Here is a 16,240-nt window from a genome sequence, read left to right as displayed (position 1 = left end):
CTTCTTAAGCTCGAGACATCAGCGCCTGAGGTGGCGCGCACTGGTTGCGATGTCAATATCGCAGGAGGTCGCGCCCGCCAAGGGCGGCCCGTCACTAGCCCGCAATCACGATGATTTCAGGGCTGTCAGGACCTGCGGGCGAACGATCCCAGTCGCCATACCATTCGACCTCGGCGAAACCGGCCCGGGCGAGCGCTTCTGCCAGTTGGTCATGCTCGATGAAGCGCAGCTCGCTCGGCGACACAACCTTGTCGCCATCGGCAAATCCGAAATGCGTCTCGAAGCGAACGAACTGGCCTTCGACCGAGGTCACGTCGTAGTGGACATCGACCGGGCCGACACCATCCACCTCCACACGCGTGGACGTGTCTGCAGCCGTCCATTCTTCCCATTCGCGCACTGCCGGATTGCGCGTCTCGAAGACCAGTCGGCCGTTCGGCGCGAGATGACGGCGCAGATTGGCCAGCGTCGCGGCGATGGCTTCATCGGTGAGGAACACCTGAAACACGTGGCCGGTCATGACGATCAGGTCGAAGCGTGTGTCCGTCGCAAGTCCGGCCGCGTCGCTTTCGATCCACGCAACCACATCGCCTCCAGGCCTTGCGCGGGCGATGGCCATCATGCCGGCGGCCGGATCGGCACCTGTTACCCTGTGGCCGCGGCGGGCAAATTCGACAGCGAGCGGGCCGGTGCCGCAGCCCATGTCGAGGATCGTCCTGGGACTGTCGCCAGCGACATCGAGATAGAAATCCGTGTCCCTGCCGGCAGGATTGAGGGCGTCATAGACGGAGGCAAGGCGCAGGTCGCTATAGCTCTGGTCGGTCATGGCGCGATGAGTGGCCAACCGCACTGTCCTTGTCAACGAACGAGATCTGCTCCACCTCGCCGACCCGCTTAACAGCAACGGCGATTGGGCTATGATGGGGTCATTCCATGGGGGGATGCCATGCCGATGATGCTTCGCGGACCCGCACTGTCGCTCGCCCTTGCGTTCGGCCTGTTTGTCGCCGGACAGGCTTTTGCCCAGGCCATCGAGCCCGGCAAGGAAGGCGAACTTGCCAATTTCATTCCGCCGCAGGCAGGGGCACGCGCCTGCTTCGGCCGCGCCTACGATGCCGCGCATCTGAAGAACCACCCGAAGCAGCAGGTGACGGAAATGCAGTTCCGCATCGCCTACTACATCCACGATCCGGACGAGTTCGCGCCCAAGGGCCAGCGCAACTACTATTTCCAGATCCTGGCCAGGCTGCGCGATGCTCAACAAGGCAAGCCGCTGACCGCCATGGGCGAGTGCAGCGTGGCGGACGACGGCAAGTCTATCTTTTGCGGCGTCGACTGCGACGGCGGCGGCGTGATCGTCAAACGAAACGGCGCCGACAAGGTGCTCGTCGATCTCGAGGCGCTCGGGCGGCTGCGCATGACGCTCGATTGCGGCGAGGACGAAGCCAATGCGTTCGAGCTGACGCCGGGCGCGGACGACAAGCGTTTCCTGTTGTCGAAAATGCCTCAAGCCAAGTGCCCGGCCTACGACGACTGGTAGGGTTCAACGGGCTGCTCGCCCCGCAATTTCACGAAACCGTGCTGCGGCGATGCTATTATTGCGCCGCACAGCACGTATATGTTGCATTGCAATATAGGCATTTCGGAAGGACTCACTCGTCATGACCACGACCAGAACCGCCATCGTCACCGGCTCGACCTCCGGCATCGGCCTCGCCATTGCCGAGGCATTCGCTAGAGACGGTTTGAACGTCGTCCTCAATTCCTTCTCGGATACGCCGGCCGACCATGCCCTGGCGGAAAAGCTCGCCAAGGAACACAAGGCTGCGGTCGTCTACATCAAGGCCGACATGTCCAAGGGTGCGGAGTGCCGCGACCTCGTCGCCAAGGCCGCCGCGCGATTCGGCTCGGTCGACGTTCTGGTCAACAATGCCGGCATCCAGCATGTCGCGCCGGTCGAAGAATTCCCGACCGAGAAGTGGGATGCGATCATCGCCATCAACCTGACCTCGGCGTTCCATACGACAGCAGCCGCGATTCCCCTGATGAAGAAGGCCGGTGGCGGCCGCATCATCAACATCGCCTCCGCCCACGGCCTGGTCGCCTCGGCCTACAAGTCGGCCTACGTTTCGGCCAAGCACGGCATCATGGGCCTGACCAAGACCGTGGCGCTCGAAGTCGCACTCGACAAGATCACTTGCAACGCCATCTGCCCCGGCTATGTGCTGACCCCGCTGGTCGAGGCGCAGATCCCGGACCAGATGAAGGCGCACGGCATGGACCGCGAGACGGTGATCCGCGAGGTCATGCTCGACCGCCAGCCGACCAAGGAATTCGTCACCGTGGAGGAGATCGCGGCGACCGCAGTCTTCCTTGCCTCGCCGGCAGCCGCACAGATAAACGGCACGCACATCTCGGTCGATGGTGGCTGGACCGCCCAGTGACCGCCCAAAAGGAACAACACGCCATGACTGGAAACGGCAAGGCGGAGGAGACAAAGCCGATCAACATCGCGCTGCAGGGCGGCGGCTCGCACGGCGCCTTCTCCTGGGGCGTGCTCGATCGCTTGCTGGAAGACGGGCGCCTCGACATCAAGGCGGTGTCAGGCACCAGCGCAGGCGCGATGAACGCGGTCGCGCTTGCCGATGGCTGGGTCCGCGGCGGTGCCGACGGCGCCCGCGCCAAGCTCGCTGACTTCTGGCGCGCGGTCGCCCGCAAGGGCCGCTTCAGCCCGGTGCAGCGCTCGCCTTGGGATATGTTGTGGGGCAACTGGTCGATCGAGAACACGCCCGGCTACATCTGGTTCGACACCATGTCGCGGGTGTTCTCGCCCTATGTCGCCAACCCGATGAACCTCAACCCGCTGCGCGACGTCGTTGCCGAGGAGATCGACTTCCGCAATGTGAGGGCCTGCAAGGAAATCGACCTGTTCATCTCGGCCACCAATGTCGAGACCGGTCAGTTGCGCGTCTTCAGCGACGGTGAGATCGACCTCGACACCGTCATGGCCTCGGCCTGCTTGCCGCAGATCTTCCAGGCCGTCGAGATCAAGGGCGTGCCCTACTGGGATGGCGGCTACGGCGGCAATCCGGCGATCTATCCGTTCTTCAAGGCCAACGACAGCGACGACGTGCTGCTTGTCCAGATCAACCCCGTGATCCGCGAGCAGACGCCGAAGACGGCAAACGAAATCCAGAACCGTATTGACGAGATCACCTTCAACGCCGGACTCCTGCGCGAATTCCGCGCCATTGCCTTCATCAAGGAACTGATCGCTGCAGGGCGCTTGCCGGAAGGTGAATTCCGCGACATCCGCATGCATCGCATCGATGCCGACGAGGCCTTCAAGGATCTTTCGGCGTCCTCGAAGGTCAATGCCGAATGGGCATTCCTCGAATACTTGCGCGACCTTGGCCGCACATCGGCTAGCGACTGGCTGGAAGACAACTTTGATTCGGTCGGCAAGCGTTCCACGCTCGACCTGTCCGGGCAGCTCGACGACGGTTTCAAGCCGTTGCGCGGACCTTCCGTCGGCCGCCGCGTACGTGAATTCCTGGCCACCAGAACGAGGCCGGCTGCCGTGCGGCAACACAACTAGGCCGGGAAACCGGGGCTTTCCGCGGCAGCAACCGCAGCGTGCTGACAGCTCCTGCCAGTTTTGTCAGGATGATATTTCCATTACTTTTTATCACTATTTTGCGATGCACATTTGATGTAGAAGACGCCCTTCCGCCCCTTTGCCCCCGCGGCGGATTGAATGCGGCATTGCGCGCCACCATATCGGGACGACGCGCCAGGCAAGATCGCGGTGAGCCGCAACCGTCCTTAATGGATATAGCGACAATGTCGAAGATTAGGTTCCATAAGCTTGCAGCCTTGGTCGTGCTCGTCGGTTTCGCCGCCTGGATGGGCACCGGCAAATTCTCGTCGGTGGGCAGTGCACAGCCATCTCCTGATGAAAAGCCTGTTCAGGCCGAACAGCCCAAGGCGCCGCTGCGCACCGTGATGGTCGTGGCGCCACCGCGACTGGACCATGCCCGTGCGATACGTATCTCGGGCCAGACCGAGGCCAACAAGCGTGCGACACTGGCAACGCGTGCCGCCGGCATAATTGCCGAACTGCCGGTCAAACAGGGCGATCACATCAAGCAAGGCGACCTTGTACTGATGCTCGACGCCGAGGAAAAGACTGCCGCGGTCGACACAGCCAAGGCCGTGCTCGTCCAGCGCAAGGCTGAGTGGGAAGCCACCGAAAAGCTGATGAAGGCCGGCTCGGTCGCGAAATTGCAGGCCGATGGCGCATGGTCCAACTACCAGACCGCGCTGTCGCAGCTGCAGGCGGCGGAGTCCGAACTGTCGCGCAACCAGGTCAAGGCGCCTTTCGACGGCGTCGTCGACCGCGTTGCGGTCGAGCTTGGCTCCTCCGTCATCCAGGGCGGCGAAGTGGCCACGATCCTGAACCTCGATCCGATCCTGGGCAAAGGCGAGATCAGCGAACGCGACCTGCGCTACGTCAAGATCGGCGACGAAGCGGAAGTAAAGCTGGTCAATGGCGAGGTCGTGACAGGCAAGGTACGCTACATCAGCCGTGACGCCACGTCCCAGACCCGCACCTTCCCGGTGGAGATCGCCATCCCGAACGGCGATGGCGCCATCCCGGCCGGCATGACGGCCGAAATCACCGTGCGCGCCAAGCCGGTGGATGCGGTGATGCTTCCACGCTCGGTGGTGACGCTGGGCGAGAACGGCGACCTCGGCATCCGCGCCGTCGATGGCGCCTCGAAGGTGGTCTTCTACCCGATCGACCTTGTCGACGACACGCAGAACGGGCTGGTGCTCGGCGGCATTCCCGCCACCGCACAGATCATCATCGCCGGCCAGGACCTGGTCAAGGAAGGCGACGAGGTGAAGGCCGAACCGGCCAACGAAGCCGTGCTCAAGAAGCTCGTCGAAGACGCGACCGGGACGCAGTAAAAAATGGATATCGTCAAGCTTGCGATCCGCAATGCGCGACTGACCCTTTCGGTCCTGCTTTTCCTCGTTATCGCCGGTACGCTCGCGTACCGTGCCGTGCCGAAGGAAGCCGAGCCGGACGTCGCCATTCCGATTATGTATGTCAGCCTCGTCTATCAGGGTATCTCGCCTGAGGACGCCGAGCGCCTGCTGCTGAGACCGGTCGAGTCACAGCTCAAGAACCTCAAGGGGCTCAAGGAGATGAAGTCGAACGCCTATCAGGGCGGCGCCAACGTCATCGTCGAGTTCGACCCGTCGGTGGATCTGGGTGACGCCCTGATCGACACTCGCAACAAGGTGCAGGATGCCAAGCGCGACCTGCCGGCCGGCGTCGAGGAGCCGACGGTCAACGAAGTGAACCTGTCGGAGTTTCCGGTCCTGGTCGTCACCCTGTCGGGCGACGTGCCCGAGCGGGCGCTGACCGCTGCCGCCAAGGTGTTGCGCGACCAGATCGAGGAAGTGCCAGGCGTGCTAGAAGGCACGCTGCAGGGGTCGCGCGACGAACTCGTCGAGGCGATCATCGATCCGGTCAAGCTGTCGTCATATGGCCTGCAGCTCGACCAGATGATCCAGGGCATCGGCCAGTCCAACAGCCTTGTCGCCGCCGGTGCCATCGAAGGCTCGGAAGGCAAATACGCCGTCAAGGTGCCAGCACTGATCGAAACGCCGGAGGACGTGGCGCGCCTGCCCGTGGTGGCGACGCCGAATGCCGTCGTGCGCGTCCAGGATCTGGCCACGGTCCGCTCGACCTTCAAGGATGCCGAGACGATCACCCGTCTCGACGGCAAGCCGGCAATCGCCATCGAGGTCAAGAAGCGCATCGGCGCCAACATCGTCGAGACGATCGACGGTGCAAAGGCCGTCGCCGACGCGTTCGTCAAGACTGCGCCGGAAGGCATGAAGGTTACCTACACCCAGGACAAGTCGGTCTTCGTCAACCAGCTGCTGAACGACCTGCAGAACCACGTGCTGATTGCCGTCATCCTGGTCTTCATCGTCATCCTTTATGCGCTGTCGGGCCGGGCTTCGCTGCTGATTGGCCTCGCCATCCCGTCGTCGTTCCTGATGGGCATCCTGGCGCTGGCACTGATGGGCTACACGATCAACATGATCGTGCTCTTCAGCCTGATCCTGGCAGTCGGCATGCTGGTCGACGATGCGATCATCGTCACCGAATTCGCCGAACGGCGCATGTCGGAAGGCATGCCCAAGGAAGAGGCGTTCGAACTGGCCGCCAAGCGCATGGCAGGTCCCGTCATTGCCGCCACCATGACCCGTATCGCAGCGTTCTCGCCGCTGCTGTTCTGGCCCGGCATCATCGGCGACTTCATGAAGTATCTGCCGATCACGCTGATCGTCACGCTGGCAGCGTCGATGGCCTATGCGCTTATCTTCGCGCCGACCATCGGCGCCCTGTTCGCCAAGGCACCGAAGCATCATGAGGACGACCTCAAGGACGGCGTCTACATGGGCGTCGTCAAGAAGGCAGTCACCTATCCGATCACCGCGCTGGTGCTGACGGTGGCCTTGCTCACCGGCGGCACCTATGCCTATGTCAAGTTCGGCAACGGTGTAGAGTTCTTCCCGACGGTCGAGCCAGACTATGGCCTGCTCTACGTCCATGCACGCGGCAACCTCTCGCTCGCGGAGATGGACGCAGCCACGCTCGAGGCCGAAAAGCGGATCCTCGGCTGGCCAGGCATCAAGTCGGTGTACACCCGCTCCGGCAAGAGCCGCGGCGGCCAGGACATCCCCGAAGACGTCGTCGGCGTGATCCAGTACGAATTCGTCGACTGGCGCGAACGCAAGTCGGCGCACGTCATCCTCGACGAACTGCGCGCCACGATGGCCGGCATCCCGGGTGTGGACGTTGAAGTCCGCGTTCCTGACGCGGGACCGCCGACCGGCAAGGCGATCCAGGTGCAGCTCGCGGCCGTCGACCCGACGGGCCTCAACGACTACGCCAAGGACGTCGCGGCGGCGGTCGCCAAGGTACCCGGCGTCATCGACATCTCCGACGGCCTGCCTCCGCCCGGTATCGACTGGGCGCTGGAAGTCGACCGTTCCAAGGCGGCCCAGTATGGCGTCAGCCCGACGGCGGTCGGTACTGTCGTGCAGCTCGTGACCACCGGTCTCAAGCTCACCGACTATCGCCCGGCCGGCGCCGACGATGCCGTCGACATCCGGCTGCGGCTGCCGGAGGACCGCCGCACGCTTGCCGCGCTCGACCAGTTGCGCATCGTCACCCCGCAAGGCTCGGTGCCGATCTCGAACTTCGTCTCGCGCAAGCCCGAGCCGACGGTCGGTGTCCTGAACCGCATCGACGCCAAGCGTACGATCACCATTCAGGGCAACGTCGCCTCCGGTTACCAGGTTGCCGCGGTGCAGGCCGAGGTCACCAAGGTGGTCGAGCAGATGGCCCGGCCGGGAATCGACTGGAAGCTGGCCGGCTCCAACGAGGACAGTGCCGAGGCCAGTGCGTTCCTCGGCAACGCCTTCGGCGCGGCGATCTTCCTGATCTTCATCGTGCTCCTGGCGCAGTTCAACAAGTTCACCAGCGTCATCCTGGTGCTGACCTGCGTTGTCATGGCGACGGTGGGTGCGCTGCTCGGCATGCTGTTGACCGGCCAGTCCTTCGTCATCGTCATGTCGGGCATCGGCATGATCGCGCTGGCGGGCGTGGTGGTGAACAACAACATCGTGCTGATCGACACCTACGACAGGCTGCGCGACGAAGGCTGGAACAAGCTCGACGCCGTGCTCCAGACGTGCCGCGAGCGCGCCCGTCCGGTGGTTCTGACGGCGTTGTCTGCGATCCTCGGCGTGCTGCCCATCGCGTTCGGGCTTGGCCTCGAGATCTTCCACCATGAGACGACGATCAATGCGCCATCGACCCAGTGGTGGATCGCGCTGTCGTCGGCAATTGTCTTCGGCCTGTCCTTCGCCACCGTGCTGACGCTGGTGGTGACGCCGGCGATGCTGATGGTGTTCACCCGCGAGAAACGCAAGCCCGGCCAGCGCGGCTGGTTCGGCAGGCTGTTCAGCTGGGGCAAGGATCGTGTCTCCAAGGGAACCGCCAAGTCGGCGGAAACCAAGGATGCCGAACCTGAGGTCGCCTTCCCAAAGGCCGCCGAATAAACATTCTGCAATCAGGTTGAAAAAGGCCGCCCGGAACGACCGGGCGGCCTTTTGCGTTGCTGCCTTGATGCAACACGAAATTGCGAGGCACCAACAATGACCATCTCGACGCTGCTTTTGATCATCCTGATCCTGATCCTGCTCGGCGCAGTGCCCGCATGGCCCCATTCCCGCGGCTGGGGCTACGGCCCTTCCGGCATCGTCGGCGTGTTGCTCGTCGTGCTTCTGGTGCTGATGCTGATGGGCCGCATCTGACCGCACTGGCCGGCGGCCTTGCTGCGATCGAAGCGGCGCAGGCTCAAAGCTGCGCGCGTTGATGCTGGACCAGGGGGCGGCCGAAAAGCGAGCCTCCTCGGGCCGTAACGCTAAAGTGAGAGGGCCTGCTATTCGGCCGGCGCAGTCTGAGGCATGGCCCTGAAATCGGCGTGACGGGCCAGCCCCGCCATCAGGCAGACGACCACCAGGAACCCCGACAACGTCACGAAGACAGGCGCGAAGCCGACATGCCCGGCAACGAAACCGATTCCCGACGGGGCAACCAATATGCCGGAATAACCCATGGTCGTGACGACGCTCATGCCGATGTTCGACGGCACGCCCGGCTGGTTGCCGGCGGCGGAAAAGGCAATCGGCACCATGTTGGCGACGCCCAGCCCGCAGAAGGCGAATGCCGCGATCGCGACCCATGGGTTCGGCGCAAGACCCGCCGCGAGCATGCCGCACGCCGCGATGAGCGCCGACACGCGCAGCGTCGTCACCGCGCCGAAGCGGTTGCGCACGCCGTCGCCGAGAAACCGCATCAGGGCCATGATGCCGGAGAAGGCGGCGAACGCGAAGCCAGCGGTGGCGATGTCGGCGCCGAGTTCCTGCTTGAGATAGAGCGCTGCCCAATCGAGCACGGCGCCTTCCGGGATCATCGAAAACAGCGCCATGATGCCGACCAGGTAGATGGTGGGAAGTCGCGGCAAGCGGAAGTGATGGTGCTCATGCGCCACCGGCTTGTCCTCGCCGATCAGGTGAGGCAGGGCGAATGCCGTCATCGCCGCGGCCGCGACGGTGACAAACATCGCATGCGGCAGATGACCGAAACTGAGGATGAAGATGCCGCCAAGCCCTCCGCCGGCAAAGCCGCCAAGGCTCCAGAAACCATGCGACGACGACATGATCGCGCGCGACAGCTTCCTTTCGACGGCCACCGCATTGGCGTTCATCGCCACGTCCATGGCGCCGATCGACCCGCCGAAGATGAACATCGTGACGGCCGCCACCCAGACATTTGGCGAGAGCACCACCAGGAGCAGGGCAAAGACCACGATCCAGGCAAAGCCGATCACCACCGGCCGCGAACCCCGCTTGGTCATCAGGTAGCCGGAGAAGGGCATTGCCGTCAGCGCACCGAGACCGAACACCAGGATCAGCAGGCCGAGCACGAACTCGCTGATCTCGAGCCGCGTCAGCAGCAGCGGTATCTGCGGCGCCCAGCTTCCGGTGATGAAACCGTTGATGAAGAAAGCAGCAGCTACGGCCCAGCGGGCCCGGCTGGCAGGGGCGGTTGTGTCGGTGGCGTCCATCGCCGCGTCTCCTAGCACATGGGTCCGACACCTGAAATCGATTTCAGATCAGCGTGAGCGGCGGATTCAAAATGTTACCGCGCTTGCACCGGGCGGTGTGCGCAGATGTCGGGTCACCATGAATTTAAATCGATTTAGCATAGGCTCAAGCTGTAAGTGGAGGCAATCATTAGGCCAGACGGTTAACCAAGGTTAATTTTTGCCCGAATTCCGTCCAATAGCCGTTGTACGCGAACTTTCGAGGAATGGCGGCGGACAGGCAACACTCTCCGCTCGCGCGCTTGGTTCCGCTCTATGCATGCTTGCGCGGGTTGGGGGTCGATGCCGGCTGGACGCCGGGTCGCACCGTTGTGGAGTGTTGTACCATGAATACCCTAGCTTTCCGGCGCGCCGGAATACCAAGCCGCCTGGCCGAGCAATTGCGACAGTCGGGCGCCAGCCTGTCCAGACCGAACCTCTCCAGACCAGGTATCGCGCTCGTGGTGGGCGCAGCCGCCGTGGCGGTCGCGTTGGCCGGTTTCCTGATCATCGGCACTTCGGAGCCGGACCCGACCCAGACGGCTGCCGTGCCGCCCCGCATGACGCAGCCACAGCCGGTCAGCCCCGTGCCTGTAGCGCAAGATGAGAAGCCGGTCGCCACAGTCCAGCCCAGCCAACCCGCATCGTCGAAACTGGCGGCAGCCCCGCTGATTTCAGGGGAGACGCCGAAGGCTCAATTCAGCCCTTCACCGCCCATCGCGTCCAACGTGCCGGACAGCGCGACGGGACCGGACGAGCGCAGTTCTGGCACCGTCGCCCTGGCCGATACCAGCGTGCCGGCAACCGCCGAGGCTCCCGATACCTCCGACACCGCGTCGATTGTCCCTGACGGCCTGCGCGGAACGCTGGACGTGCAGGTCGCCGAAACCGAGGCGGAAATAGCGATGCTCGAAGCATCGACCGGAATGATCGACGCGACCGCAGCCATCGAAAGGCCCCTGCCCGACATGAGCCCGGCCAAGGCCGCGAAATATGCCAACCTGCGCGACGGCCCCGCTGATGAAGCCAAGGTGATCGTGGTGGTGCCGGCAAATGCCGCCATAGAAGCCGAGACCGGCTGCAACTGGTGTACGGTCGTCTATAACGGCCAGCGCGGCTACATGTTCAAGAGCCTTATCCGCCGCAGCGTCAAGGAAGAGGCCGCCGCCGGCCAGGGCTTGTTCTAGACTGGGGAGGACAGGCCGGGCGCCGTCGAACGTACCCGGCCTGCACTTGTCAGCCGTAGACGACGAGCAGATCCTTGGCGTCGATCTGGTCGCCGGCGCGCACCAGCACTTCGGCGATCGTGCCGTCGCGCTCGGCGTGCAGTGCGGTTTCCATCTTCATCGCCTCGATCGACAGCAGCACGTCGCCGGCCTTGATGGGCTGGCCGGCCGCGACGGCCAGCGTCGAGACGACACCCGGCATCGGCGCGCCGATATGGGCATCATTGCCGGGCTCTGCCTTGCGCCTTGCCTTGGACGCGGATGCGCCATGCGCCCGATCCGGCACCTTGACGCGGCGCGGCTGGCCGTTGAGTTCGAAGAACACCGTCACCATGCCCTTTTCGTCGACATCGCCGACGGCGAGGCAGCGGATGACCAGCGTCTTGCCCTTCTCAATGTCGACGAAGACCTCGTCCTCGGGCTTCATGCCGTAGAAATAGACCGGCGTCGGCAACACGCTGACCGGGCCATAATTGTCCTGCGCGCCGACGAAATCCGAGAACACCTTCGGATACATCAGGAAGGAAGCGAACTCGTTTTCCGAGAGCTTGCGGCCGAGCTTGGTCTCGACGTCACTGCGGTTGGCCTTGAGATCGGCCGCCTTGAGCAGCGAACCGGGGCGAGCGGTGATCGGCTTCTCGCCCTTCAGCACCTTCTTCTGCAGCGCTGCCGGCCAGCCGCCGGGCGACTGGCCGAGATCGCCACGCAGCATCGACACGACCGAGTCCGGGAAGGCAATGTCCTTGGCCGGGCTCTCGACATCGGCGACGGTGAGTTCCTGGCTCACCATCATCAGCGCCATGTCGCCGACGACCTTGGACGACGGCGTTACCTTGACGATGTCGCCGAACATCAGGTTGACGTCGTGATAGGCCTGAGCCACCTCGTGCCAGCGGGTTTCGAGGCCGAGCGAGCGCGCCTGCTCCTTGAGGTTGGTGAACTGGCCGCCCGGCATCTCATGCAGGTAGACTTCCGAGGCCGGCCCCTTCAGGTCGCTCTCAAAGGCGGCATACTGGTTGCGCACGGCTTCCCAATAAAACGAGATGCGGCGGATCCATTCCGGCGCCAGGCCCGGATCGCGATCTGAGCCGCGCAGCGCCTCGACGATCGAGCCCAGGCAAGGCTGCGAGGTATTGCCCGAAAAGGCATCCATTGCCGCGTCGATGGCATCGACACCGCTCTCCACCGCAGCCAGCACCGTTGCGGCCGAAAGGCCCGACGTGTCGTGGGTGTGGAAATGGATCGGCAGGTCGGTCGCCTCGCGCAGCGCCTTGAACAGCACCCGCGCCGCCGCCGGCTTGAGCAGGCCGGCCATGTCCTTGACGGCAATGATGTGAGCGCCGGCGGCCTCGAGTTCCTTGGCCAGCCCGACGTAATATTTGAGATCGTACTTGGCGCGGTTCGGGTCGAGGATATCGCCGGTGTAGCAGATTGCCGCTTCGCACAGCTTGCCCTCGGCGCCTACGGCATCCATCGACACGCGCATGTTGTCGACCCAGTTCAGGCAATCGAAGACGCGGAACAGGTCGACGCCGCCGGCCGCCGCCTGGCGCACGAAATGCTGGACGACATTGTCGGGGTAGTTGGTGTAGCCGACGCCGTTGGCGCCGCGCAGCAGCATCTGCAGCAGGATGTTCGGTGCCGCCTGGCGCACCTTGTCCAGCCGCTCCCATGGGTCTTCGGTCAGGAAGCGCATGGCGACGTCGAAGGTCGCCCCACCCCAGCATTCGAGCGACAGGAGCTGCGGCAGCGCCCGTGCGTAGGTGCCTGCGATCCTGGCAATGTCATGGGTGCGGACACGGGTGGCGAGCAGCGACTGATGGCCATCGCGCATCGTCGTGTCGGTGATCAGCACCTGCTTCTGGCCGCGCATCCAGGCGGCGAATTTTTCCGGGCCAAGATCGTCGAGCCGTTGCTTGGTACCGTCCGGGATCGGGCCGGTGAACCAGGGCACCACCGGAGCAGCCGCTTCCGGGTTGGGCAGCGCGCGCCCACGCGTTTCCGGGTGACCGTTGACGGTGACGTCGGCGAGATAGTTGAGCAGCTTGGTGGCGCGGTCCTGGCGCTTGACCTGGGCGAACAGTTCCGGCGTCGAGTCGATGAACCTCGTCGTATAGGAATTGTCGTGGAAGGCCGGGTGCGTGATGATCGCCTCGAGGAAGGTCAGGTTGGTTGCCACCCCGCGGATACGGAACTCGCGCAGTGCCCGGTGCATGCGCGCGATGGTCTCGTGCGGTGTCGGTGCCCAGGCCGTGACTTTCTCCAGCAGCGGGTCATAGAAGCGGGTGATGACCGCGCCAGAATAGGCCGTGCCGCCGTCGAGGCGAATGCCGAAGCCGGTGGCACCGCGATAGGCGGTGATGCGGCCATAGTCGGGAATGAAGTTCTGCTCCGGATCCTCGGTCGTGATGCGGCACTGCAGCGCGTGCCCGTTCAGCCTGATGTCGGCCTGGACAGGCACGCCCGATTCCGGCGTACCGATGGCGAAGCCGTCGAGGATGTGGATCTGCGCCTTGACGATGTCGATGCCGGTCACCTGCTCGGTGACGGTGTGCTCGACCTGGATACGCGGATTGACCTCGATGAAATAGAACTTGCCGGTATCGGCGTCCTGCAGGAACTCGACCGTGCCGGCGCCGATATAGGCGGTGTCTCGCGCAAGCTTGAGGGCATAACCACACAGCTCCTGGCGCAGTTCCTCGCTGAGATAGGGCGCAGGCGCACGCTCGACGACCTTCTGGTTGCGGCGCTGGATCGAGCAGTCGCGCTCGAACAGGTGTACCGCATTGCCATGCGTGTCGCCGAGGATCTGCACTTCGACGTGGCGGGCACGCTCGATCAGTTTCTCCAGATAGACCTCGTCCTTGCCGAACGCCGCCTTGGCCTCGCGCTTGCCTTCCACCACTTCGCGGACGAGGTCGGCCTCGCTCCGAATGGCGCGCATGCCGCGGCCGCCGCCGCCCCATGACGCCTTGAGCATGACCGGATAGCCGACCTGTGCGGCAAGCCTCTTCACCTCGTCCATGTCGTCAGGCAGAGGATCAGTGGCTGGAATGACCGGCACGCCGACTTCGATCGCCAGATTGCGCGCGGCAACCTTGTTGCCAAGCCGGCGCATCGTTTCGGCCTTCGGTCCGATAAACGTGATGCCGTTTGCAGCGCAGGCATCGACGAATTCGGGGCTTTCCGACAACAGGCCGTAGCCGGGATGGATCGCGTCGGCGCCCGACAATTTGGCGACGCGCATGATTTCTTCGATCGACAGGTAGCTTTCGATCGGCCCCATGTCCTTGGCAAGATGCGGACCGCGCCCGACCTGGTAGCTTTCGTCGGCCTTGAAGCGATGCAGCGAGTATTTGTCCTCTTCAGCCCAGATCGCCACGGTTTTGATGCCCAGCTCGTTGGCCGCGCGGAACACGCGAATGGCAATTTCGGATCGGTTGGCGACGAGGATCTTGCTGATCGGCACGAAAACACTCCAGAAACCGGATATTTAAGAGGCGGCGCATGATTAGCGGGAAAATGCTGCGGTGCAACCGAAATCACACCCCCTTAAATCGATTTAATTTCCGCAGCGTCAGATAGATATTTTTTCCACGGCCACAAAAAAATGCCCGGCGCAAAGCGCCGGGCATCGATCGGTTAGCTGTGCTGGAGAATTACTTCTGCTGCACGTAGGTGTACTTGCCGTCGGCACCCTTCTGCCACTCGTACATGACGTAGCCGGGGAGCTTCGGATCGCCCTTCTCGTCGAAGGAGATATCGCCGAGCGCCGTCTTGAACGGGCCCTTCTCCTTGAGAGCCTTGGCCACTTCCTGCGTGTCGATCGAGCCGGCAGCAGCGGCGGCCGCTGCGATCGACTGCATCGCGGCGTAGGAGTAGAGCGTGTAGGCTTCCGGCTCGAAGCCAGCGGCGCGGAACTTCTCGACCAGATCCTTGTTCTCGGGGATCAGGCGCGGGTCCGGGCCGAAGGTGTTGAGCGTGCCAGCAACGGCGTCGCCAGCGATCGAGGCGAGTTCGTTGGAGACGATGCCGTCACCCGAAACGAGCGTTGCCTTGAGGCCCTGGTCAGCCGACTGGCGGATGATCAGGCCGGCTTCGGTGTGAAGGCCGCCCCAGTAGATGATCGAAACGCCGGCTTCCTTCATCTTGGCGATGAGCGCCGAGAAGTCCTTGTCGCCGATGTTGACGCCTTCATACATGACTTCGGTGACGCCCGCGGCGTTCATCGCCTTCTTGGTTTCGTCAGCGAGGCCCTGGCCGTAAGGCGTCTTGTCGTGGATGACGGCGATCTTGGCGTCCTTGAACTTCTCAGCGAGGTACGCACCGGCAATGCCGCCCTGCTGGTCGTCGCGGCCGCAGGTGCGGAACACGTTCCACAGGCCACGCTCGGTGAAGGTCGGGTTGGTCGCCGCCGGGGTGACTTCGAGGATGCCGTTCTCGGCGTAGACTTCCGAGGCCGGGATCGAAACGCCCGAGTTGAAGTGGCCGACCACGAACTTGACGCCGTCAGCGACGAACTTGTTGGCAACCGAGATGCCCTGCTTCGGATCGGAAACATCGTCGCCGACGACGAGCTTGATCTGCTCGCCGTTGATGCCGCCAGCGGCGTTGATGTCGGCGACCGCCTGCTCAGCGCCCTTCTGGAGTTGCGCACCAAAGGCCGCGTTCGGGCCGGTGATCGGACCGGCGACGCCGACCAGGATATCGGCCCATGCGCTGCCGCTGAACGCTACGAGCGCGGTCAGCGCAACAGCCGACAAAAGTGACTTTTTCATTGAACACTCCCATTAATTGAGTGGGCGTGGAGTTTCTTTCGTGCGATGCCCACCCATATCGCAGAAAGGTGAGTTTGCCGATTTTCCGGCAGTTGTCACGCCGATTCATTGGCGAACCGGCGTCGATATTGAAGTTCTGGTGTTCAGGACTTCGATTTCCAAGAAAGCGGCGATACCTTTTCATAAAGCCAGTTGTATTGCGTCACCATCTGGTTGGTGCGGGTGTATTTATATCCAAGGATTGCAAACGCCATCAGCACGATAGTGTCGACGATGTAATATTGCAGCGTGAACATCGTGCCGTCGAACAGCGCGTGATGGATGAAGCGAACCGCAATGCCAAGGCCCAGAATGTAAAGCACCAGCTGGCCGTAGCTGCGCCATGTCTGGGCGCAGGCGCGGCCTGTCATCCAGGCCGCCCATCCGCCCAGCAGGCAGGTGACGAAAAAGAACTGCCAGATCGAGGGTTCCTCGTAGAGAATGCCCTGCATGATGG

12 protein-coding genes are annotated in these 16,240 nt (G+C 63.3%); 7 read left to right on the top strand and 5 right to left on the bottom strand.

Translation table 11 applies throughout. The features are described 5' to 3' along the window. Positions 1-94: 94 nt before the first annotated feature. A complete protein-coding gene (locus O1Y97_RS06160; RefSeq protein ID WP_318763472.1) occupies positions 95-844 on the bottom strand; it encodes a class I SAM-dependent methyltransferase in 750 nt (249 codons plus the stop codon). A gap of 102 nt (positions 845-946) precedes the next feature. On the opposite strand from O1Y97_RS06160, the gene O1Y97_RS06155 reads away from it, so the two are divergent. From O1Y97_RS06155 to O1Y97_RS06130, 6 genes are all read left to right on the top strand, one after another. After that, a complete protein-coding gene (locus tag O1Y97_RS06155) occupies positions 947-1,540 on the top strand; it encodes a hypothetical protein (protein WP_318763471.1) in 594 nt (197 codons plus the stop codon). Positions 1,541-1,661: 121 nt separating this feature from the next. After that, entirely contained in the window at positions 1,662-2,444 is a 783-nt protein-coding gene (locus tag O1Y97_RS06150; protein WP_318763470.1) for a 3-hydroxybutyrate dehydrogenase, read from the top strand. 23 nt (positions 2,445-2,467) lie between these two features. Beyond that, positions 2,468-3,598: a patatin-like phospholipase family protein gene (locus O1Y97_RS06145; protein WP_318763469.1), complete on the top strand. Its 1,131-nt coding sequence runs from the start codon at positions 2,468-2,470 to the stop codon at positions 3,596-3,598. Positions 3,599-3,843: 245 nt separating this feature from the next. After that, positions 3,844-4,974 carry an efflux RND transporter periplasmic adaptor subunit gene (locus tag O1Y97_RS06140; protein ID WP_318763468.1) on the top strand — a complete coding sequence of 377 codons (1,131 nt, stop codon included), beginning with the start codon at positions 3,844-3,846 and terminating at the stop codon, positions 4,972-4,974. 3 nt (positions 4,975-4,977) lie between these two features. Further along, positions 4,978-8,151, top strand: coding sequence for an efflux RND transporter permease subunit (locus tag O1Y97_RS06135; protein ID WP_318763467.1), 3,174 nt, complete (start codon positions 4,978-4,980; stop codon positions 8,149-8,151). 96 nt (positions 8,152-8,247) lie between these two features. Beyond that, a complete protein-coding gene (locus O1Y97_RS06130; RefSeq protein ID WP_108606475.1) occupies positions 8,248-8,406 on the top strand; it encodes a DUF3309 family protein in 159 nt (52 codons plus the stop codon). Positions 8,407-8,534: 128 nt separating this feature from the next. Here the strand turns inward: O1Y97_RS06130 and O1Y97_RS06125 are convergent, their stop codons facing one another. Continuing rightward, positions 8,535-9,722: an MFS transporter gene (locus O1Y97_RS06125; protein ID WP_318763466.1), complete on the bottom strand. Its 1,188-nt coding sequence runs from the start codon at positions 9,720-9,722 to the stop codon at positions 8,535-8,537. 365 nt (positions 9,723-10,087) lie between these two features. Between O1Y97_RS06125 and O1Y97_RS06120 the strand changes: the two genes are divergently transcribed. Beyond that, on the top strand, positions 10,088-10,927 hold the full coding sequence (locus O1Y97_RS06120) for an SH3 domain-containing protein (protein ID WP_318763465.1): 840 nt from the start codon (positions 10,088-10,090) through the stop codon (positions 10,925-10,927). 49 nt (positions 10,928-10,976) lie between these two features. On the opposite strand, the gene pyc is transcribed toward O1Y97_RS06120, so the two are convergent. From pyc to O1Y97_RS06105, 3 genes are all read right to left on the bottom strand, one after another. Then, positions 10,977-14,435: a pyruvate carboxylase gene (gene pyc / locus O1Y97_RS06115; protein ID WP_318763464.1), complete on the bottom strand. Its 3,459-nt coding sequence runs from the start codon at positions 14,433-14,435 to the stop codon at positions 10,977-10,979. Positions 14,436-14,625: 190 nt separating this feature from the next. Then, a complete protein-coding gene (locus tag O1Y97_RS06110; RefSeq protein ID WP_108606471.1) occupies positions 14,626-15,744 on the bottom strand; it encodes a branched-chain amino acid ABC transporter substrate-binding protein in 1,119 nt (372 codons plus the stop codon). 143 nt (positions 15,745-15,887) lie between these two features. After that, complete coding sequence (locus O1Y97_RS06105) at positions 15,888-16,235, bottom strand: DUF6867 family protein (protein ID WP_108606470.1); 348 nt, start codon at positions 16,233-16,235, stop codon at positions 15,888-15,890. Positions 16,236-16,240: the final 5 nt, after the last annotated feature.

The organism is Aminobacter niigataensis (assembly GCF_946995915.1).
Lineage (GTDB): Bacteria > Pseudomonadota > Alphaproteobacteria > Rhizobiales > Rhizobiaceae > Aminobacter > Aminobacter niigataensis.
Note: the sequence above shows the minus strand (reverse complement) of the source record. Positions and strands in the feature narration are given on the sequence as shown.

What these genes read in the sequence shown, in the direction of transcription:
- O1Y97_RS06155 (WP_318763471.1), top strand. Translation starts at nt 947, where the DNA reads ATGCCGATGATGCTTCGCGGACCCGCACTGTCGCTCGCCCTTGCGTTC.
- O1Y97_RS06150 (WP_318763470.1), top strand. Translation starts at nt 1,662, where the DNA reads ATGACCACGACCAGAACCGCCATCGTCACCGGCTCGACCTCCGGCATC.
- O1Y97_RS06145 (WP_318763469.1), top strand. Translation starts at nt 2,468, where the DNA reads ATGACTGGAAACGGCAAGGCGGAGGAGACAAAGCCGATCAACATCGCG.
- O1Y97_RS06140 (WP_318763468.1), top strand. Translation starts at nt 3,844, where the DNA reads ATGTCGAAGATTAGGTTCCATAAGCTTGCAGCCTTGGTCGTGCTCGTC.
- O1Y97_RS06135 (WP_318763467.1), top strand. Translation starts at nt 4,978, where the DNA reads ATGGATATCGTCAAGCTTGCGATCCGCAATGCGCGACTGACCCTTTCG.
- O1Y97_RS06130 (WP_108606475.1), top strand. Translation starts at nt 8,248, where the DNA reads ATGACCATCTCGACGCTGCTTTTGATCATCCTGATCCTGATCCTGCTC.
- O1Y97_RS06125 (WP_318763466.1), bottom strand. Translation starts at nt 9,722, where the DNA reads ATGGACGCCACCGACACAACCGCCCCTGCCAGCCGGGCCCGCTGGGCC.
- O1Y97_RS06120 (WP_318763465.1), top strand. Translation starts at nt 10,088, where the DNA reads ATGAATACCCTAGCTTTCCGGCGCGCCGGAATACCAAGCCGCCTGGCC.
- O1Y97_RS06110 (WP_108606471.1), bottom strand. Translation starts at nt 15,744, where the DNA reads ATGAAAAAGTCACTTTTGTCGGCTGTTGCGCTGACCGCGCTCGTAGCG.
- O1Y97_RS06105 (WP_108606470.1), bottom strand. Translation starts at nt 16,235, where the DNA reads ATGCAGGGCATTCTCTACGAGGAACCCTCGATCTGGCAGTTCTTTTTC.